Here is an 18,980-nt window from a genome sequence, read left to right on the forward strand (position 1 = left end):
TTTGAGTAAAGTTCCAATCGGATGCGGACAGCCGACTCAGCCTGGCTGAGTTCCTCGCCAGCGACGGAGCGTGATTCGTCGCCCGTCGCGCGCGAATCTGAAATTCCTACCGTGGGTTCGCTGTCTGGCACAAGGGCTTGGGGTGCACCCGGGAAACTCACACGCTCGTCACGTCTTCACAGTAGACGGGTTGATCGCCACAGACGTCCCGCGTCGATTCGCGCGTGGTCCGCCCCAAGGCGAGAGCGTTTACATTCAGATCATTCTGATGGCAGCCCATCGGCCGCGGAACTTAGTGTGGACCGACAGGCGCTGACCGCAAAAAGAAGGTATCCCATGGGCTCTCGCACGCGGTTGCGTATCGTCCTCTCGATGTTCCGGACCCTTCTCATCCTGTGCATGCTGATGTGCGGTGCTGTCGGCGCGCAGGCGCGCGCGCCCGGCTCGGTGGCCCTTGCACCTTCGGAAGTCGCGTGGCGCCAGGCGCATCCGGTCATACAGGTCGGCGTGTATGCGGGCGATTTCGTGCCGTTCGAAACCTGGCGCGGCGGGCAACCGGAAGGACTGGGCGTCGACTACGCGCGCCTGCTCGCGGGCCGCGCGGGATTGCAACTGGAGTTCCGCCCGTACAACGACTGGGTGTCGGTCGCGCTGGGTGGATCGAATGAGTCGATGCCGTACGACATGCTGCTCACGCAGCCGGTCATCCCGCAGCGGCTGGACCGCTTCCACATGCTGCGACCCTTCGTGCTGGGCCAGCAGGTGGTGCTGGTGGCGCGCAAGGGCGACCTGCAGATCCGCGGCGCGGGTGATCTCAACACGGCGCGCGTCGTCCTGGAACGCAAGTTTCAGGTCGTCTCGCGCGTAGTACATGACGAGTTTCCAGGCGCGACGCTTGTCTACGCCGAAGACGGCGCGCAAGCGCTGGACATGCTCACCCGCGGCGAGGCCGATGCCTACGTCGGCGTCACCGCCGCGCGCACGCGGACGCTGGTGCAGCAGCGCCAGACGGACGATGTGTCGATACTTGGCCCGTTCGGTCTGCCGACGTTTGAGTTCGCCCCGGCGGTACGGCGCGATCTCAATGAGTTGACCAGCATCCTGCGCAAGGCCGAAGCCACCATCACCGAGCGCGAGCTTGTGCAGCTGCGCGCACGCTGGGGCCTGGACGACCACGACAGGCTCCCGTTCGCGCACGCAGGCATCTCGGCTGCGGAGCGTCAGCGTCTGGCCGGACTGCCGGTGCTGCGAATCGGGTACGAGGTGGACCGCTATCCCTACAGCTTCATCAATCGCAAGGGCGCGTTCGACGGCATCGCGGCGGACTACATCAACATCCTGCAGAAGCAAACGGGGCTGCGCGTGCAACTGGTCCCGGCGCAGGACTGGGGCAGTCTTGAGCGGATGGTGCTGGCCCACGAGATCGATCTGATCGCGGCCGGCAGCAGCGAGGACATCGATTCGAGCGAGATGGGCTTCAGCCAGCCCTATGAGTATTTTCCCGAAGTCATCGTGGCGCGCATGCAGGGTCCGCCGATCGCCGGCCCTAAGGACCTGGTAGGGCGGACGGTGTCTGTGCGTGATGAGGCCGGCGTCCTGTCGCGCTTGCGCGCCATGCTCCCGCGCACGCGCCTGCTCGCGGTGGGCAGCAACGAAGCGGGGCTGACGAAAGTCGCGAACGGCGAGGCCGACGCTTACGTGGGCACGTTGCCCGCCATCGACGCGCTGATCCGCAATCGCTACGCGGCCGAACTTCGCGTCGTCGGCCCAGCAGGAATGGACACCGAGCTCGCATTCGGTGTTCGCCGCGAACATGAGGCGCTACTGCCCGTGATCAATCGGGTGCTGGACGGCCTGGACGAAGGCGAGCGCCAGGCAATCCGGTCGCGCTGGCTCACCACCGAATACGCCTACGGCGCACCGTGGGGCTGGGTGCTTCTCGCCGCCGCCGTGCTGCTGCTGGTGGTCGGCGCCATCGCCTTCGCCTACGTCCGGCTGCGGCGGGCCACAAACGCCAAGGCGAAGGCCGAGCACGAGCTGACGTTGCAGCTGGGATTCCAGCAGGCGTTGCTGGAATCCATTCCCTATGCCGTGCTCGTGAAGGACAGCGAGGGCCGCTACGTCGCCGTCAATCGCGCCTACGAGGAGATGTTCGGAAGACGTCGCGAGGAACTGATCGGCCACACGTTGATCGAGACGCACCACCTGCCCGATGTCGACGCGAACGCGCTCATGGACGAGGACGCGGAGCTGTTGCGCGCGGGTGGGAGTACGCGTCGCGAGTACCAGATGCGTCTATCGGCGACGGACGAGGCGCGCAGCCTGATCGTCTGGCGCCACCCCGTCATCACGTCCGACGGGCAGTCGCGTCTGCTCGGCACCATCGTCGACGTCAGCGACATCCGTGCCGCCGAGGCCCGGGCACGCGCGTCCGAGCAACGCCTGAGCGACATCACCCAGGCGATACCCGGCCTGGTCTTCCGGCTTCGCGTCGAGGAGGACGGACGCCGCCGCTTCACGTACATGGCCGGCGATTCGCTCGGCATGGTCGGCATGTCCGCGCAGGAACTGCTTGCGGACGAGCCCCGGGTACTGGCCCGCGTGCACGCCGACGACCAGATGCTGGTGGTCCGCAACGTGGAGGCCGCCGCGACGACGTTGCAGCCAATGCCGCCTTTCGACCTGCGCTTCCACGTCGACGGCGGCTGACGCTGGCTCCGCACCGAAGGCGGTATGCCGCGGCGGCTGCCGGACGGTGCCGTGGAATGGAGCGGCTACTGGTTCGATACGACGCAGCTGCACGAACAGGCGGAAGCGCTGAGCGAAGCAAAGGCGCAGGCCGAATCCGCGGTGGCGGCCAAGAGCATCTTCCTGGCAGCGATGAGTCACGAGATCCGCACGCCGATGACCGGCGTGCTGGGCTTGCTCGAACTGCTCACGCAGACACGGCTGGAGGTCGACCAGTCCGACATGGCGCTGATGGCCCGCGACTCGGCCAAGGCACTGCTGCAGATCCTCGACGACATCCTGGATTATTCCCGCATCGAGTCCGGCCGTCTGAGCATCGAGCGCACGGACTTCGATCTGCGCGATCTGATCGACAGCGCGGCAGGGCTCTTCGGCGCGCGCGCGCGTGAGGGCGAGGTGCACCTGTACTCCATCGTGGACTGGCGCCTGGCCACGCGCTTCCGGGGCGACGCCATGCGCATCCGGCAGGTCGTCACCAACCTGCTCAGCAATGCGCTGAAGTTCACCTCCGAAGGGCACGTCACCCTGCACGTCCGTTTGATCGAGGAAGTCGACGACGAACAGCGCCTGCGGATCGAAGTGTCCGACACCGGCATTGGCATCGCCTCGGAAAACCTGTCGCGCCTGTTCCAGCCGTTCATCCAGGCAGAGCATTCGACCACGCGCCGTTTTGGCGGCACTGGCCTTGGCCTTTCGATCAGCCGGCGCCTGGCGACGATGATGGGCGGCGGGCTGCATCTGGAAAGCGAACCCGGCGTGGGAACGCGTGCGATCTTCGATCTGTCGCTGCAGGTGGTGGAACCGCTGCGCCCGCGCCCCGAGTTCGACGGCCGCACCGTGGTGGTCTGCGTCGCCGATCCGCTGCGCGCGCAGGAGATCAGCAACGACTTGAGCTCGCTGGGCTTCAGCCAGATGGAAATCGAGGCTTCCGACCTGCCGGACTTCAACTGCTGTGACGCCGATCTGTTCGTGGTGGACGCTGCGATTGCGTTGCCTGACGCCCTTCTGCGCTGCCCGATGCTGCGTGTAGCAAGCAGCACCGGGGACGCAGTCGCCAATGGCAGCCCGGGCATCATGTTGCGCGGCGACCCGCAGTCGCTGCGATCCCTCCTCGCCGCATGCCGCAACGCGCTGGGCATCGCAAGCGACGACGGCGTCGCCTTGCCTATCGCCGCCGAATCGCAGCAGCGGATTCGGGTTCTGGTCGCGGAGGATCATCCGATCAACCGCGCCGTCATCGGTCGGATGTTGGACAAGCTCGGCTACGCGTACGACATGGCGGAGAACGGCGAGCAAGCGCTGGCCGAACTTGCGCGCAATCGCTACGACCTGCTGCTCACCGACTGCCACATGCCGGTGATGGACGGCTACACCCTCGCCCGCGAGCTGCGCGCTTCCGACGGTCCGAATGCGGGCATTCCCGTCGTCGCCCTGTCGGCCAGCGCGTTGCCGGACCAGGTCCACCGTTGCCGCGATGCGGGCATGGACGACTTCCTCGCCAAGCCCATCCAGCTCGATGCGCTTGCGGCGAAACTGTCGGCGCTGCTTCGCCTCGCGCCGGAAGCACCCGCCGTGCCCGAAGCGGTGCCGGACGCATTCCTGGGTCTGCGTTCGGTGTATCAGGATCCGGCCGAGTTCCTCCGTGTCCTGCGCGATCTTTCCGATATGAGCCACGACGAGGTGGACGAGCTCGACCGAGCCATCGAGGCGGGGGATGAACCGCGCCAGCGCGAGCTCCTGCATCGAATGGAGGGGGCATTGAGCCTGGTCGCAAGCCCGATCACCGGCGATGCGAAACCGCGCGGTACGGCGGAACGCCGGGCGGCGATCGTCGCCACGTTGCAGGCGATCCAGGCCGAGCTGGATTCGACGGCACCGGAGCTGCGCGGCACGACGGGGTGATCGTCCCGTCGTCGTCCCGCGCGCGCGTCAGACGCCTAGTGCCAGGCTCGTTCCTACCAGGACGAGAAATCCTGCGAACACGCGCTTGAGTGTGTCGCCCTGCAGGTAGTGCGCGAGGCGCGTGCCGTAGGGCGCCGCGAATACGGACGCGGCGGCAACGCCAATCGCCGCGGGCAGGTAGATGTAGCCGATCGCATGGTGTGGAAGCGCGCCCGCGGGCGCATGCAGCGCGTAACCGACCGCGCTCGCCAGCCCGATCGCGACGCCGCAAGCGGACGAGGTTCCGACCGCACGCACCGGCGCCACGCCACGCCATACCAGCAGCGGCACCGTCATGCTGCCGCCGCCGATGCCGACCACCGCCGAGACCGCGCCGATACCCAGGCCAGCCGCTGTCATCGGCGCGCCGCGTGGTGCCGGCACGGCATCGCCGGCGGCATTGCGCTTGCCGCCGAAGATCAGCTGCGCGGCGGCGAGGAAGCAGTAGCCGGAGACGATCCAGCGCAACACGTCGTCGTCGATGCGCACCGCCACAGCGCTGCCGAGCCATCCGCCGACCAGGATGCCGGGCACCATCCACGCCACCGTCGGCCACATCACGCTGCCGCGCCGCGCATGGGCACGGGCCGAAGCCGCGGCCGTCAGCACGATGCTCGCCAGCGAGCTGGCCAGGGCCGCATGCATCGCCGCTTCCTTCGGAATGCCCATGCCGGGCAGCAGCCACACCAGCGCCGCGACCAGCACCAGACCGCCGCCGACGCCGAGCAGCCCGGCGAGAATTCCGGCGACCGCGCCGAGTGCGAGGAATACAGGCAATGCAGTGAGCATGATTTCTCCTGGACGATGCAGCGCGACCTCGCAGCGACATGCGTGCTGCACATCCTGTCGCAACCACGCCTGAAAGCCGAACACATCGCGCCAACGGCCGCTTCACGATGCTGGGCTATAGTCCCGCGAATGGTCCCCCGCCCATTCATCATCGTACTCGCTGCGTGCAGCCTCGCCATTGCCGCTTCTGCCTGCGCGCAGACGACGGCAGGTGCGCCCGCCGTCGTCATTCCGCCGTTGCCCAAGCCGATGGCCGATCCCAAGTTGCCGCGCGTGCGTGCGGCGCTGGAGGACGCCGAGCTCGGCCGCTTCGATGCCGCCCGCTACAGCGACCTCGCGCAGCATCCGCTGTTCCCGTGGATCGAATTCGCCTCCTTGCGGCGCGACATCGACAACCTCCCCGCCCCGCAGGCGCAGGCGTTCCTCACGCGACAGCGTGGGCAGGCCGTGGCCGAGGCGTTCCGCGAGGCATGGATCGCTGCGGCCGCGCGGCGCCAGGACTGGTCCTCGGTGCTGGCCGCATGGAACCCGCAGATCAAGAGCGCGAACCTGCGTTGCAGCGAGTTGAATGCGCGCCAGGTGCTGGGTCGCGCCGATGCGCAATGGACGCGCGATGCGCAGGCGCTGTGGCGCACCGGCAAGTCCCTGCCCGATTCGTGCGACGCACCGATGGCGGCCCTCGCGGCGCAAGGCGGGCTTGGCCCGGAGCTGCGCTGGGAGCGCATCGACCTGGCCGCAGCCGAGTGGGAGACCGGCGTCATGCGCGCCGCCGCGCGCGGATTGCCGCCGGACCAGCTCGCGCTCGCCAACGATTACGCGGCCTTCATGGAGTCGCCGCACGATCGCGCGCTCAACTGGCCCAGGACGCCGCGCAGCCGCGAGATCGCGTCGCAGGGCCTGGCCAAACTCGGCAAGTCCTCGCCCGCCTCCGCCGAAGCGATGCTGCCGCGCTTCGCCAACGCACTAGGGCTGGATGAAGCCCAGCGCGGCCGCGTGCTGTACCAGATCGCGCTGTGGACCGTGGCCTCGTACGAGCCCGACTCGGCGCGGCGCCTCAACGCCGTGCCCGCCTCGGCCTTCGACGACCGCCTGCACGAATGGCGCGTGCGCGAAGCCATGTCGCGTTCGGACTGGAATGCCGCGCTGACGGCGATCCAGAAGATGGGTGCCAAGCAGCGCGGCGATTCACGCTGGATGTTCTTCGAGGGCCGCCTGAGCGAACTCACCGGCCGCAAGGCCGACGCCGAGCGCCTGTTCCGGGAGGCGGCCAACAAGCCCGACTTCCACGGCTTCCTGGCCGCCGACCGGCTCGGCCTGCCGTATGCGCTGTGCCCGTGGCTGCCGCAGAGCGGCGCCGCCGCGCAGCAGGCCATCGCGCGCGATCCCGCCATCGTGCGGGCGATGGGGCTGTTCCAGATCGACCGCGGCGGCTGGGCGGTGCGCGAGTGGGACGACGCGCTCTCGCGATTCAACGACGAGCAGCGACGCATCGCGGTGGAAGTGGCGCAGGCCAACGGCTGGTTCGATCGCGCGGTGTTCTCGCTGGGCAAGAACCCCGACGAGTCGCGCCTGTACGGTTTGCGCTTCCCGCTGCACCACGAATCGACGATCCGCCGCGAGGCCGCCAACAACCGGCTCGATCCGGCCTGGATCGCGGCGGAGATCCGCGCCGAGAGCATCTTCTATCCGCGCGCGCGCTCCGGCGCGAACGCCATGGGTCTGATGCAGATCCTTCCGGGCACCGGCCAGGGCGTCGCTGCGAAGCTCGGCCTGCCCTGGGGCGGCGCCGACAGCCTCTACGACCCGGACACGAACATCGTCCTGGGCACGGCTTACCTTCGTCAGCTGATGGACAAGTACGGCGGCCAGCCGTACCAGGTCATCGCCGGCTACAACGCCGGGCCGGCGCCGCTGGCGCGCTGGCAGTCGCAGCGGCCGGGCATGGACCCGGAGTTCTGGATCGAGACCATCAGCTACAAGGAAACGCGCGACTATGTCGCCCGCGTGTTGGCCTTCAGCGTGCTCTACGACTGGCGCCTCAACGGCGATGCGCTGACGCTGAGCGACCGCCTGCGCGGACGCACCGACGGTGCACGCAAGCGCTTCGTCTGCCCGACACCGGCCGCGGCAGCACCGACCGCACCGGCGCCGGCCGCACCGGCGCAATCCCGGCCGCGATCACAGCGCTGACGTGAGGCCTCGCCTACACTGCGCCGCATGACGCAACGGCATGTGGTGATCCTTGGCGGCACCGGCTTCGTCGGCCGGAATCTGGTCGCGCGCCTGTTGTCCGGCGGCGACCGGATCACGGTGCTCAGCCGCGGCGTGGACGCCCGCAAACGCGCAATGAAACCGCAAGGCGCCAGCCTGATCGAAGGCGACGTGAGCGACGCCGACTTCCTCGCCGCGGTGCTCGACGATGCCGACGCCGTGATCAACCTCGTCGGCATCCTCAACGAGAAGGGCGACAACGGCCGAGGTTTCGAGCACGTCTTCGTCGGCATCACCGACGCGCTGATGGACGCGATGAAGCGCATGGGCGTGCGTCGCCTGCTGCAGATGAGCGCACTCAACGCCGGCCGCGGCGACAGCCATTACCTGCAATCGCGCGGGCGCGCCGAGCAGCATGTCCGCGCGTCCGGTCTGGACTGGACGTTGTTCCGCCCGTCGGTGATCGCCGGGCCGGGTGATGGCCTGTTCTGCCGCTTCGACGGCCTGCTGAAGTTCGCGCCGGCATTGCCGATCGGCGGGGCCGGTGCACGCTTCCAACCGGTGTGGGTGGGCGATGTCGTGGACGCCTTCGCCAAGGCTTTGGACGAGCCGCGCAGCATCGGCCAGAGCTACGACCTGGTCGGCCCCGACGTGCTGACCTTGAAGCAGATCGTGAAGCTCGCCGCGCGCGGGCGCGGCCGGCACCGCATCGTCATCGGCCTGCCGCCCGCGCTGGGCAAGCTGCAGGCGGAGATCGGCGAATGGCTTCCGGGCAAGCCGATCAGCCGCGACAACTGGCGTTCGCTGCAACTGGATTCGGTGAGCCTGGAAGACGGCCTGCGCCGGCTCGGCGTGACGCCGACCGCGGTGGAGCCCAAGCTCGCCGAGATCCTCGCCGGCTGCTGAGACGAATCCCCGCGGCGCATACGGGAAGCGCCGCACCGGTGCGTTAGGATCGTCGCCTGCCTCGAACTGGAGACATGCGCCATGGGCCTCATCGACACCCTGCTCGGCCACGCGGGCGAAAAATCCGTGGACAAGCTCACCGAGGATTTCGCGCCGATGCTCGCGCCGGGCGAAACCCTGCAGCGCGCGTTCGGCTTCGTGCGCGACCTGATCGTGTTCACCGACCGCCGCCTGATCCTCGTCGACAAGCAGGGCGTCACCGGCAGCAAGGTGCAGTACCTGAGCATTCCCTACCGCAGCATCGTGATGTTCTCGGTGGAAACGGCGGGCCATTTCGACATGGATTCGGAACTGCGCGTGTGGGTGTCCGGGCAGCCGTCGCCGGTCGCGCGCGACCTGGGCCGCGATCGCAGCGTTCGCGAGATCCTGGCGCTGCTCGCGCAGTACATGCCGCGTTGAGTGCGATGAAGCGATACCTCGTCGGCGGCGCGGTCCGCGACCGGCTGCTGGGCCTGCCCGCCGGTGACCGCGACTGGGTCGTCGTGGGCGAAACGCAGGACTCGATGGAAGCCGCCGGCTTCCGCGCGGTGGGTCGCGACTTTCCCGTCTTCCTCGATCCCGACACGGGCGAGGAACACGCACTGGCGCGCACGGAGCGCAAGAGCGGGCGCGGCTATCGCGGCTTCGTGGTCGATGCGGACCCTTCGGTCACGCTGGAGGAGGACCTGCAGCGGCGCGACTTCACCATCAACGCGATCGCGCAGGACGAAGACGGCGCGCTCGTCGATCCCTATGGCGGCGCGCGCGACCTGCAGGCGCGCGTGCTGCGCCACGTCGGCCCGGCGTTCGCGGAAGATCCGCTGCGCGTGCTGCGCGCGGCGCGCTTCATGGCGCGCTTCGCGTCGCTGGGCTTCACCGTGGCGCCGGAGACGATGGCGCTGATGCGCGAGATGGTGCGCTCGGGGGAGCTGTCCGAGCTCACGCCCGAACGCGTCTGGCAGGAAACCCGCCGTGCCCTCGCCTGCGCCACGCCGTCCGCGTTCGTGCGCACGCTGCATGAGGCTGGTGCGCTCGCCGTCGTGCTGCCGGAAGTGGATGCGCTTTACGGCGTGCCGCAGCGCGCGGAGTTCCATCCCGAAGTCGACACCGGCGTGCACATCGAACTGGTCTGCGACATGGCCGCGCGCCTGGCGCCGGGCGACGACCTGATCGGCTTCGCCGCGCTCACCCACGACCTGGGCAAGGCGCTCACGCCGGCGCACGTCCTGCCCAAGCACCTGGGCCACGAGCAGGCCGGCCTCGCGCCGCTGCGCGCACTGTGCGACCGCCTCAAGGTGCCCACCGAGCATCGGCAACTCGCCGAGGCCGCGTGCCGCGAACACCTCAACGTGCATCGCTTCGATGAGCTGCGTGCGCACACCGTGTACGAGCTGATCGCACGCTGCGATGGCTTTCGCAAGCCGGCGCGCATCGCCCAGCTGGCGCTGGTGTGCGAGGCGGACAAGCGCGGCCGCGCAGGGCTGCAGGACCAACCTTATCCGCAGGGCGAAGCACTGAAAGCAGCTTTTTCTGCGGCGATGACGGTGCGCGCGGACGACGTGGCGCGGGGCTTGAGCGGCCCGGACGTGGGCGAAGCGATACGCAAGGCGCGCATCCGGGCGATCGCGGAGGCTACGGGGAAGAAGCTGTAGGCGGGTCGCTGCGGTCGGTCGTGCGAATGCACGCATGGTGGCGTCATCCCGGCGAAGGCCGGGATCCTGGCTGTGGCGGCCGTCCAGTCACGTCACCTCACCGCACGTCACGTCGCCGCACGTCACGTCGCGTCACGTCGCGTCATTCCAGCGAAAGCTGGAATCCATTTTGCTCTTCGCTTCTACCTTGTTGCGCGTAAGAGCAACAGCAAATGGATTCCAGCTTTCGCTGGAATGACGGTGAAGTGGTTTACCGCAGAGGAGTGCCCGCAGGCTGCGGGCCTGGATCCCGGCCTTCGCCGGGATGACGGTGGATTTGCTCTTGCTCTTGCTCTTGCTCTTGCTCTTGCTGCTTCTGTTCCTACTGCTACTGCTATTGCTACTTCTGTTGCTGTTGCTGTTGCTGTTGCTGTCGAACACCTTTCAGGTCCCTAGCCCCGAAGGGCGCCGCACATGGATGTGCGGCGGTGAGCGCTGAGCCATGGATGGCGAATCGCGAACGCGCCCTTGCTCCGTCCGGTCGTGGGATTGGGGTGTCAAGGAAGGCCCTTTCTTTTGGTTACTTTTCTTTGGGCAAGCAAAGAAAAGTGACCCGAGCGGCGCAGCCGATCGGAAGCTTTGCTATTGCTCCTTCTTTGAGAAGCCTGAGAAAGCCAAATCAAAATGGATTCCAGCTTTCGCTGGAATGACGGTGACAAGGCTTGCCGCTATCGGAGTGCCCACGTACTGTGGGCCTGGATCCCGGCCTTCGCCGGGATGACGGTGAAGTGGGTCGCCGCACGGGGAGTGCCCACGCCCTGCGGGCCTGGGTCCCGGCCTTCGCCGGGATGACGGCAACAGATGCGGCACGAGGCCGCGCGAGACCGCACAGCGTCGCAAAGGGCCACCCGGAGCAGCGCGCGACAACCGCGCGTACGCAGCAGCGTCAAAACAAAAAAGCAACGCCGGACGACCTCCCCGTCGCCCGGCGTTTCTCCCCCCTGTGGGGTCCGACGTCGCATTCCGCGCCCCCTGGCACTGGAACCGACGGATCTTTCGCTGCCCGCGCGATGCGGCAACGCGGCGCCACCATACGTGAAGCCTTTGTGGCGGACCGATGCGACGGTCACAGGATCCCGTACCGTCCGTCGTACCGAATGTGGCCTCAGCTTCCAACCGTGAACGCCATCGCAGGCCGCACGCCCAGCCTTGAACAAGAGGCCGGACGGCATGCGCCGCCCGGCCTCCTTCCACACCCCGAATCAGAACTCGTACGTCGCCTTGACGTACCACTCGCCGCCGTTGAAGCCGAACGGCGAGGACAGCGGGTACTTCGCGCCCAGGAAGTTGAGCGTGCTGTTGGTCTCGCGGTCGGGGTAGTTGTCGAAAATGTTGTTGCCGCCAACGGTGAGGCGCAGCTTGTCTTCCAGCAGGTTGAACGTCACTGCGATGTCGAACAGCCATTCCGAGCTGAACTCGCCCTGCTCGCCGAAGGTGAAGTCTTCCCAGCTGTCGTAGTAGTTGGCGCGCGCGGTGAAGTTGACGTTCCACGGCGAGCGCCAGTCGGCGGTGAGCACGCTGCGGTTGTTCGGCAGCTGGTTCTCCAGGTCGGCCACACGCTCGGCGTCGATGACCGGCGTGGTGGTGCCGGAGATCACTGCAACGCGGTCGATCTCCTGCTTGTTGTAGCTGTGGCGCCAGTCGAACACGCCCGTACCCCACGCACCGAAGTCGGCGCGGTACACGGCCACCAGGTCCACGCCCTGCACGGTGCTGTCGAAGCCGTTGACAAAGTACGACACCTGGCGCAACAACTCCGCGCCCGGCACGCCAGCATTGATCAGCGCCTGCTGCTGCGGCGAACCCGGGGCCACGTTGATGGTCTGCAGGGCGATGCGATCCTCGACCTCGATGTTGTAGTAGTCGATCGTGAAGGTGAACACGTCGTTGGGCGCGTACACGAAGCCGGCCGAATACGCGGTCGACTCTTCCGCGTTCACCGGCTGCGCACCGAGCGCGATCGCCGCGTCGCTGGCGACGGGGAAGGTGCCCAGCGGCACCAGGTTGCCGTCGGAATCGGCGGTGGTGGTCACGTCCAGCGTGTTGAGCTGGCCCGGCGTGGGCGTGCGGAAGCCGGTGTTGACGGTGGCGCGCACGGCGAACGCATCGGTGAAGGCGAAGCGCGTGGAGACCTTCCAGTCGAAGGTGCTGTCGAAGTTGGACGTGTCCTCGTAGCGACCGGCCAGGCCGACGGTCCAGTTCTCGACGACGTCGGATTCCAGATCGATGTACGCCGCGCGGCTGTACTGGCTGAAGTCGCCCGCCGCTTCCGGCGAGTCGCCCTGGAAGCCGTCCGAGCCCACGCCGAACAGCGCGCCGGTCGGGCCGTTGGCCCACGAGGCCGTATCGCCCGCGCGGATCTTGTAGGTTTCCTCGCGCCATTCCGCACCGAATGCGACGTTGACCGGCGAAGCGAACACGTCGTTCTGCCACGGCCAGGCGAAGTCGGCGTTGGCGCCGCGTTCCAGCTGGGTCAGGTTGCCCGGACGGAAGCTGGTGGGGCTCAGGCGACCCAGGCTCGGGTTGATCGAGTCGGTCATGGTGTAGACCATCTCGTTCTCGCCCTGGCGCAGGCTGACGTCCCAGCGCAGTGCGTTGGCGGTTTCGCCCTTCACGCCGAACACGCCTTCGTAGTCCTGCAGGTCCGCGCCGAAGGTCGGGGTGTAGCCGCCCGGGAACTGCGGGTAGATCGGGTTGAGTGCGATGAAGCCCGACGGGCTCGACGCATCGGCCGTCAGGTAGTCGGCGGGATTGAGGCCACGCGCGCGGATGTCGTTGACCAATGCCTGCTCGACCGGATCGGCCACGCCGTTGCCGTCGGCATCCACCATCAGCGTGCCGCGCGGCGCCACGCCCGGCACGCCCACCGGCGTGCGGTAGAAGAAGCTGGAGACGTATTCGGTGTCGGCGTAGCTGCCGAAACCGTACAGGCTGACGTTCTCGTTGATCGGGTACTCGGCGTTGAAGAACGTGCGCAGGCCTTCGCCGTCGGGATCGCCCCAGCGCTGGCCCAGGCCTTCGAACGGCACCAGCCCCGGCCCCACGAAGGCGCCGACGTCCGCCGCGTCCGCACGCGCGATGCCGCGCGAGGTGTGGTCGGAGTCGAAGTACTCCACGGTCATGTTGATGAAGCCGCCGTCGCCCAGCGCGGCACCGGCGTTGAACGAGGAGCGCCACTTGTCGCCGTCGCCGTGGTAGGTCGAGCCGTACTGGCCTTCGATGCGCACGCCGTCGTCATAGTCGTTGAGCAGCACGTTGATCACGCCGGCGATGGCGTCGGAACCGTACTGCGCGGAGGAACCATCGCGCAGCACTTCCACGCGCTGGATGGCGGCGGACGGGATCAGGCTGTAGTCGACCGCCTGCGAACCCTGGTTGACCGTGCCGAACGGCTCCACCTGCAGGTTCACCAGCGCCGAGCGATGGCGGCGCTTGCCGTTGATCAGCACCAGCGTCTGGTCGGGCGGCAGGTTGCGCAGGTTCGCCGGGCGCACGAAGGCGGTGCCGTCGGCGATCGGGAAGCGCTGGGTGTTGAAGGAAGGTGCGATGTTGGCCAGCTGGTCGGTGAAGTCGGCCGAGGCCTGCTTCTCCAGATCGGCCGGGCGGAACACGTCCACGGGCGAGAGCGATTCGGTCGGCGAGCGCCCCTGCACGCGGGTGCCGGTGACGACCAGCTTGTCGAGTTCGACGGCGTCCTGGCGCGCGGGTTGCGGCGCGGCCGGGGCCTGGGCGTCCTGCGCGAAAACCGGCAGGGCGGTGGACAGCAGAGCCGCGGCAACGGCCACGGTCAGGCGATTTCGGTTAACGACGGGCATGGCGATTGGTTTCCTTACTCAGGGTGGGCGGACTCCCCCTGTCGAGCCCAGCCCCGAGCTTTAACCAACCTTTAACCTTTGTGCAATACCTACCATCGCCTTGCCTTATCTGCTTTTATGGCGAATTTTTCGACGGATGACGCCCGTCACACCCCAGCCGTCTCAACGACCCACGCGATTTTCCACCCAGAGCAGCAGCTGCGACACCGGCGTCGGGGCCAGCATCAGGCCCGCCAGCACGCCCAGCGAATTGGCCAGCGCGTCGGCCGAATCCGCCATCCGCGACACGGTCAGCGCCCCTTGCGCGAACTCCAGCCCGACGCCCAGCGCGATCAGCGCCACCGCCGCGACCGACTGCGCCCGCCGCTGCGCGAACAGCATCCCCGCGTAGACGCTGAGCACCAGGTAGGCCGTGAAGTGCTCGACCTTGTCGAAGCCGTCGAAGGGCGACGGCGGCAGGTCGTCGGCGGACAGCAGCGAGGTCGCCACGACCACGGCGATCATCGCCAGCCAGATCGCCACCCACAGGACCGGCCAGCGGAAGTCGCGCAGGACACCGCGCCTCACGGCGGCGCTCACAGGCGGAAGCTCAGGTCGCCGGCCAGGAAGGCGGCGCCGAACTCCACGCCCTTCTCGAAGCCCATCACCTGGAAGCGCTCGCCCATCTCGCTGGGCAGCGTCAGGCGCTTCACTTCCTGCGTGCGCTTGAGGCGTTCGCCTTCGTCCTCGATGCGTTCGATGCGTTCCAGCACGCCCGCAAGACCGTTGCCGAGCAGGAAGCTGGCCTGCGAGCAGTACCCGGCGAAATCGAAGCCCGCCGACACGCCGGCTTCGGCCAGCGCGGTGAAGTCCACCGAAGCGGTCAGATCCTGCAGGCCCGGCCACAGCAGCGGCTCGCCGTGCATGCGGTGGCGGTAAAACGCGCGCAGCGTGCCGTCGTTGCGGTCGGGCTGGTAGAACTCGCCGCGCGGGTAACCGTAGTCGACGAAGAGCAGGGCGCCGTTGCGCATGCCGCCCGACACGGCCTGCACCCAATAGGGCAGTTGCGGCAATGCTTCGGAGCGGTAGCCGTGCTCGAATTCGCGGCCGAGCTGGCGCTCCACGTGGCGCACCGCGTTCGCCAGGAACGCATCGGCCGGACGCAGCACGCGCACGAACTGGCCGCCTTCGATGGCGACGTGCTCTTCGTACACCTCGCCGACCTCCATGGCGAAGCGCGGCGTCGGCAGTGCGTCGATCACCTCGTTGGCGAACAGCACGCCATCCCAGTCGTCGTTGAACGGACCGTCGAGCCATTCGACCAGCTCGAACAACGGCGGCACCAGGCGTTCCTGCAAGCGCTCGCGCTGGCGATGACGCAGCTGCGCGCTGGGCTCCAGGATGCAGTAGCGATCCGGCAGCGCATCCAGCTCCATCAACCGCTTCAGCGCGACTTCGGCGAAGGCCCCGGTGCCACCCCCCAGCTCCAGGAAACGGCTCGATGAAGGCTCCGCGCCCGCTGCGAGTTGCTGGAACACCGGCGCCACGCTCTGCGCCACGCAGGCGGCGAAGATCGGGCCGATTTCCGGCGCGGTGACGAAATCGCCACTCTCGCCGAACTTGCTCGCCCCCGCGCTGTAATAGCCCAGGCCCGGCGCGTACAACGCCAGCTCCATGAAGCGCGAGAACGGGATCGCGCCGCCGTGTTCGGCGATTTGCGCGCGGATCAGTTCGGACAGGCGCGCGCTGTGGGTGAGCGCGTCGGCATCGGGCGCGGGCAGGGTTGCGGCTTCCTGCTGGCGCGCGCGTGCATCGGGACGGTGCGGGGGAAAATCGGTGGACATGCGGCAATGCGATGGGAACACTGCCGCTCAGGATACGCCACGGCCCGGAGAGTCCCGTCATGAGCACGCCCCCCGCCACGCCGCCGGTCGCGCTGGTCACCGGCGCGGCACGGCGCATCGGCGCTGCGATCGCGCGGACGCTGCATTCGGCCGGGTACGACGTGGCACTGCACTACCGCGACTCCGGGGACGACGCGCAAGCCCTTGCGGCGGAGCTCGAGACCGCGCGCGCGGGCAGCACGTTGCTGCTGCAGGCCGACCTGGCGCAGTTCGACCGCCTGCCGGAACTGATCGCCCTTTGCGTGGGCCGCTTCGGTCGCCTCGACGCGCTGGTGAACAACGCGTCCACCTTCACGCCGACACCGATCGGCACCGCCACGCCTACGCAGTGGGATGCCCTGTTCGCCAGCAACGCGCGTGCGCCGTTCTTCCTGGCGCAGGCGGCAGCCCCACACTTGCGCGCTACGCGTGGGGCGATCGTCAACCTCGCCGACCTCTACGCCGAACGCCCGCTGCGCGAGCACACCCTCTACTGCATGGCGAAGGCCGCGCTGCTGATGATGACGCGCTCGCTTGCGGTGGAACTCGGCCCGGACGTGCGCGTCAACGCGGTGTCCCCGGGGGCAATCCTGTGGCCCGAAGACCGCACCGACACCGCCGCGCAGCAGGCCATGCTCGCGCGCACTCCGCTGGGCCGCACCGGCACGCCGCAGGAAGTCGCCGAAGCCGTGCGCTGGCTGCTGCAGGACGCGCACTACAGCACCGGGCAGGTGCTGCATCTGGATGGTGGACGGATGCTGGGGGCATGAGGCGCGTCGCGCTGCTCCTGGGCGCGCTTGTGCTCGCGCTGTCGCCGGGCCTGACCAGCGCGCTGACACGCACCATTCCTTCCAGCGCCCGCTCGGTCGCAGCCGAAGCCCGGGTCAGGCCCGCACTGCAGCGCGATCTGGCCTCGGCAGGACTGCGTTACGGCGCACCCGTGCTGGTGCGCATCTTCAAGCTGGAAGGCGAGCTGGAAGTGTGGATCGACAGCGGCCGCGGCTACCGGCTGTTCCGCACGTATCCGGTGTGCCGCTACTCGGGCCAGCTCGGGCCGAAACTGCGCACCGGTGATGGACAGGCGCCGGAAGGCATCTACCGCATCTCACCGAAGCAGCTGAACCCGAACAGCACCTACCACCTCTCGTTCGACCTGGGCTATCCCAATGCCTATGACCGCAGCCACGGCCGCACCGGCAGCTATCTGATGGTGCATGGCAATTGCGTGTCGATCGGCTGCTATGCGATGGGCGATGCGTCCATCGAGGAGATCTACAGCCTGGTGGCCGCGGCGTTGCGCGACGGGCAGCCGTCGGTGGCGGTGTTCGCGCTGCCGTTCCGCTTCGACGGCGCAGGCGCCACGCAGCGTCTGCGCGACCCCACATGGGGCGATTTCTGGCGCCAGCTCAAGCGCATCGATGACGCGTTCGTGCAAACGCACCGCGTTCCCGCGATCAGCGTGAGCAACGGAGCCTACCGCCTCACGCCGCAACGATAGCGGCAGGTTCCGAAGGCGCGAGCGCGGCCCGTGCCGCGCTCGCGTCCTGCCTCACTTCGTCGCGAACGCCGATTCCAGCTGCAGCGCGCGGAACGCCGGCGGCGCCTCGCCTTCCATCGCGTACTGATACAGCGCCGCGGAATAGATGCCGCTCAGCGCTGCCTGGTACACGCCCATCAGCAGCAGGCCGATCACGAACAGCACCACGATCACCACCGCCAGCGCCATCGACAGCTGCGCCGCGACGAACGCCAGCAGCGCGCCCACCACGATGAGCGCGAACGACGCCAGCCCGAACGCCAGGCCGATGCCCACGTTGCCGATCGCGTTCTCGCCCCAGGTGCGCTTGAGCAGGTTCGCGCTGCGCTTGAGCGCCTCGAACGGACCCACACCCTGGTGCACCAGCACCGGCACCACCAGGAACGTCGCCAGCGTCCACGCCGCGCCCAGGCCGCCGCCGACCAGGCGCATCAGCACGTTGTCGTCGTCCTTCATGCGCTTGAGGATCACGCCGACAGTCGCGGCGATGGCCGCGTAACCCAGGATCGCCGGCAGACGCTCCTTGGCGGCGTTGAAACCGTCCGCCAGCGTCGGATCGCCGCCTTCCAGGCGGATCATCGCCGCGGCGACCAGCGCGCTGTTGCAGAACACGATCACCGTGTACTGGCAGAAATAGAACAGGAACACCCAGATCACGCTGGAAGCAGCGCCATGGCTGAAGACGCGCCAGCCGATCATCGGCACCAGGAACGTCGCCAGCACCACCAGCGTGGCGATGGCCGAGACGATCGGAAACACCATCAGTTCCTTGTCCGAACGCAATACCGCCGCGCTCGCCTTCACCAGCTCCCAACTGCGCGAGAACTTCTCGAACATCGCCAAATCTCCCCGTGGTTCCCCAGAGTCCCCCATGGACAGCGGGCATCCTCGGGCCGTGGGCCCGTGGCGGCAAGGGGGACGTGCGGGATTTCGGACGGCCGGCCCGATCCGTCGCCTTACAGCGCGATCGATTCCAGCGCCGCACCGTGCTCGGGATGTCGCGCCCACAGCTGCGCCAGCGTGTGGCCCGTGCCGGGCACGACGACCTCCGGCGCGATCTCCGCCAGCGGTCGCAGCACGAAGGCGTGCTTCAGCTCGGGACGTGGAATGCGCAGATTTCCCGCGCCTTCCAGCGTGATCCCGTCGAACAGCACGATGTCGATGTCGAGCGTGCGATCGCCGTAACGCGGGCCGTTGCGATCGCGGCCATGCGCGTCTTCCAGCGCATGCAGCCAGTCGTTGAGCGATTGCGGGTCCAGATCGGTTTCGATGATCGCGGCGGCATTGTGGAAATCCGGCCCGTCGAAGCCCACCGCGCGCGTGCGGTACACCGGCGACATCACCACCGCGCCGAAACGTTCGCGCAGCGCCTGCACCGCCGCGCGCAGGTGCGCGGTGGCATCGACGTTGCTGCCCAGGCTGAGGTAGGCGCGGCTCATCG

The 18,980-nt window shown here is 68.0% G+C and carries 16 protein-coding genes; 9 read left to right on the forward strand and 7 right to left on the reverse strand.

The genetic code is table 11. The annotated features are described in order from the left end of the window. Positions 1 to 372 precede the first annotated feature (372 nt). Positions 373 to 2,709: a transporter substrate-binding domain-containing protein gene (locus tag AAFF32_RS01630; RefSeq protein WP_342316265.1), complete on the forward strand. Its 2,337-nt coding sequence runs from the start codon at positions 373 to 375 to the stop codon at positions 2,707 to 2,709. A 24-nt stretch (positions 2,710 to 2,733) separates the two neighbouring features. After that, positions 2,734 to 4,650 carry an ATP-binding protein gene (locus AAFF32_RS01635; RefSeq protein WP_342316266.1) on the forward strand — a complete coding sequence of 639 codons (1,917 nt, stop codon included), beginning with the start codon at positions 2,734 to 2,736 and terminating at the stop codon, positions 4,648 to 4,650. A gap of 27 nt (positions 4,651 to 4,677) precedes the next feature. Here the strand turns inward: AAFF32_RS01635 and AAFF32_RS01640 are convergent, their stop codons facing one another. After that, positions 4,678 to 5,478 (reverse strand): sulfite exporter TauE/SafE family protein, encoded by an 801-nt coding sequence (locus AAFF32_RS01640; protein ID WP_216965518.1) that lies wholly within the window; start codon positions 5,476 to 5,478, stop codon positions 4,678 to 4,680. Between the two features lie 129 nt (positions 5,479 to 5,607). Here AAFF32_RS01640 and AAFF32_RS01645 point away from each other — a divergent pair, with 129 nt between their 5' ends. The 4 genes from AAFF32_RS01645 (at position 5,608) to AAFF32_RS01660 (ending at position 10,286) form a co-directional block, all read left to right on the forward strand. Beyond that, positions 5,608 to 7,668 carry a transglycosylase SLT domain-containing protein gene (locus tag AAFF32_RS01645; RefSeq protein ID WP_342316267.1) on the forward strand — a complete coding sequence of 687 codons (2,061 nt, stop codon included), beginning with the start codon at positions 5,608 to 5,610 and terminating at the stop codon, positions 7,666 to 7,668. Positions 7,669 to 7,695: 27 nt separating this feature from the next. After that, complete coding sequence (locus AAFF32_RS01650) at positions 7,696 to 8,595, forward strand: complex I NDUFA9 subunit family protein (protein ID WP_342316268.1); 900 nt, start codon at positions 7,696 to 7,698, stop codon at positions 8,593 to 8,595. Positions 8,596 to 8,676: 81 nt separating this feature from the next. Then, positions 8,677 to 9,054, forward strand: a complete 378-nt coding sequence (locus tag AAFF32_RS01655) for a PH domain-containing protein (RefSeq protein ID WP_342316269.1) — start codon at positions 8,677 to 8,679, stop codon at positions 9,052 to 9,054. Positions 9,055 to 9,059: 5 nt separating this feature from the next. Beyond that, positions 9,060 to 10,286: a multifunctional CCA addition/repair protein gene (locus tag AAFF32_RS01660; RefSeq protein WP_342316270.1), complete on the forward strand. Its 1,227-nt coding sequence runs from the start codon at positions 9,060 to 9,062 to the stop codon at positions 10,284 to 10,286. Between the two features lie 132 nt (positions 10,287 to 10,418). Here the strand turns inward: AAFF32_RS01660 and AAFF32_RS01665 are convergent, their stop codons facing one another. Next, positions 10,419 to 10,706 carry a hypothetical protein gene (locus AAFF32_RS01665; protein WP_342316271.1) on the reverse strand — a complete coding sequence of 96 codons (288 nt, stop codon included), beginning with the start codon at positions 10,704 to 10,706 and terminating at the stop codon, positions 10,419 to 10,421. A gap of 65 nt (positions 10,707 to 10,771) precedes the next feature. On the opposite strand from AAFF32_RS01665, the gene AAFF32_RS01670 reads away from it, so the two are divergent. Continuing rightward, complete coding sequence (locus AAFF32_RS01670) at positions 10,772 to 10,975, forward strand: hypothetical protein (protein WP_216962745.1); 204 nt, start codon at positions 10,772 to 10,774, stop codon at positions 10,973 to 10,975. 552 nt (positions 10,976 to 11,527) lie between these two features. On the opposite strand, the gene AAFF32_RS01675 is transcribed toward AAFF32_RS01670, so the two are convergent. From AAFF32_RS01675 to AAFF32_RS01685, 3 genes are all read right to left on the reverse strand, one after another. Next, positions 11,528 to 14,140, reverse strand: a complete 2,613-nt coding sequence (locus AAFF32_RS01675) for a TonB-dependent receptor (RefSeq protein ID WP_216965507.1) — start codon at positions 14,138 to 14,140, stop codon at positions 11,528 to 11,530. Between the two features lie 162 nt (positions 14,141 to 14,302). Further along, positions 14,303 to 14,707: a VanZ family protein gene (locus tag AAFF32_RS01680; RefSeq protein WP_342316272.1), complete on the reverse strand. Its 405-nt coding sequence runs from the start codon at positions 14,705 to 14,707 to the stop codon at positions 14,303 to 14,305. 8 nt (positions 14,708 to 14,715) lie between these two features. Continuing rightward, complete coding sequence (locus AAFF32_RS01685; RefSeq protein WP_342316273.1) at positions 14,716 to 15,963, reverse strand: SAM-dependent methyltransferase; 1,248 nt, start codon at positions 15,961 to 15,963, stop codon at positions 14,716 to 14,718. Between the two features lie 59 nt (positions 15,964 to 16,022). Here AAFF32_RS01685 and AAFF32_RS01690 point away from each other — a divergent pair, with 59 nt between their 5' ends. Together AAFF32_RS01690 and AAFF32_RS01695 are read left to right on the forward strand one after the other, a co-directional pair. Then, positions 16,023 to 16,772 carry a pteridine reductase gene (locus AAFF32_RS01690; RefSeq protein ID WP_342316274.1) on the forward strand — a complete coding sequence of 250 codons (750 nt, stop codon included), beginning with the start codon at positions 16,023 to 16,025 and terminating at the stop codon, positions 16,770 to 16,772. Beyond that, positions 16,769 to 17,500: a murein L,D-transpeptidase family protein gene (locus AAFF32_RS01695; RefSeq protein WP_342316275.1), complete on the forward strand. Its 732-nt coding sequence runs from the start codon at positions 16,769 to 16,771 to the stop codon at positions 17,498 to 17,500. The genes AAFF32_RS01690 and AAFF32_RS01695 overlap by 4 nt, the downstream gene beginning before the upstream one ends. Positions 17,501 to 17,551: 51 nt before the next feature. On the opposite strand, the gene AAFF32_RS01700 is transcribed toward AAFF32_RS01695, so the two are convergent. Together AAFF32_RS01700 and folK are read right to left on the reverse strand one after the other, a co-directional pair. Next, entirely contained in the window at positions 17,552 to 18,376 is an 825-nt protein-coding gene (locus AAFF32_RS01700) for a DUF6159 family protein (protein WP_342316276.1), read from the reverse strand. Positions 18,377 to 18,495: 119 nt separating this feature from the next. Then, positions 18,496 to 18,978 (reverse strand): 2-amino-4-hydroxy-6-hydroxymethyldihydropteridine diphosphokinase, encoded by a 483-nt coding sequence (gene folK, locus AAFF32_RS01705; RefSeq protein ID WP_216965492.1) that lies wholly within the window; start codon positions 18,976 to 18,978, stop codon positions 18,496 to 18,498. Between the last annotated feature and the right edge of the window lie 2 nt (positions 18,979 to 18,980).

Origin of the sequence: Lysobacter sp. FW306-1B-D06B (assembly GCF_038446665.1) — a bacterium.
GTDB lineage: Bacteria > Pseudomonadota > Gammaproteobacteria > Xanthomonadales > Xanthomonadaceae > Lysobacter_J.

Bases quoted from the DNA above. Each gene is read 5' to 3' on its own strand.
- AAFF32_RS01630 (WP_342316265.1), top strand. From the start codon at position 373: ATGTTCCGGACCCTTCTCATCCTGTGCATGCTGATGTGCGGTGCTGTC.
- AAFF32_RS01635 (WP_342316266.1), top strand. From the start codon at position 2,734: ATGCCGCGGCGGCTGCCGGACGGTGCCGTGGAATGGAGCGGCTACTGG.
- AAFF32_RS01640 (WP_216965518.1), bottom strand. From the start codon at position 5,478: ATGCTCACTGCATTGCCTGTATTCCTCGCACTCGGCGCGGTCGCCGGA.
- AAFF32_RS01645 (WP_342316267.1), top strand. From the start codon at position 5,608: ATGGTCCCCCGCCCATTCATCATCGTACTCGCTGCGTGCAGCCTCGCC.
- AAFF32_RS01650 (WP_342316268.1), top strand. From the start codon at position 7,696: ATGACGCAACGGCATGTGGTGATCCTTGGCGGCACCGGCTTCGTCGGC.
- AAFF32_RS01655 (WP_342316269.1), top strand. From the start codon at position 8,677: ATGGGCCTCATCGACACCCTGCTCGGCCACGCGGGCGAAAAATCCGTG.
- AAFF32_RS01660 (WP_342316270.1), top strand. From the start codon at position 9,060: ATGAAGCGATACCTCGTCGGCGGCGCGGTCCGCGACCGGCTGCTGGGC.
- AAFF32_RS01670 (WP_216962745.1), top strand. From the start codon at position 10,772: ATGGCGAATCGCGAACGCGCCCTTGCTCCGTCCGGTCGTGGGATTGGG.
- AAFF32_RS01675 (WP_216965507.1), bottom strand. From the start codon at position 14,140: ATGCCCGTCGTTAACCGAAATCGCCTGACCGTGGCCGTTGCCGCGGCT.
- AAFF32_RS01685 (WP_342316273.1), bottom strand. From the start codon at position 15,963: ATGTCCACCGATTTTCCCCCGCACCGTCCCGATGCACGCGCGCGCCAG.
- AAFF32_RS01690 (WP_342316274.1), top strand. From the start codon at position 16,023: ATGAGCACGCCCCCCGCCACGCCGCCGGTCGCGCTGGTCACCGGCGCG.
- AAFF32_RS01695 (WP_342316275.1), top strand. From the start codon at position 16,769: ATGAGGCGCGTCGCGCTGCTCCTGGGCGCGCTTGTGCTCGCGCTGTCG.
- AAFF32_RS01700 (WP_342316276.1), bottom strand. From the start codon at position 18,376: ATGTTCGAGAAGTTCTCGCGCAGTTGGGAGCTGGTGAAGGCGAGCGCG.
- folK (WP_216965492.1), bottom strand. From the start codon at position 18,978: ATGAGCCGCGCCTACCTCAGCCTGGGCAGCAACGTCGATGCCACCGCG.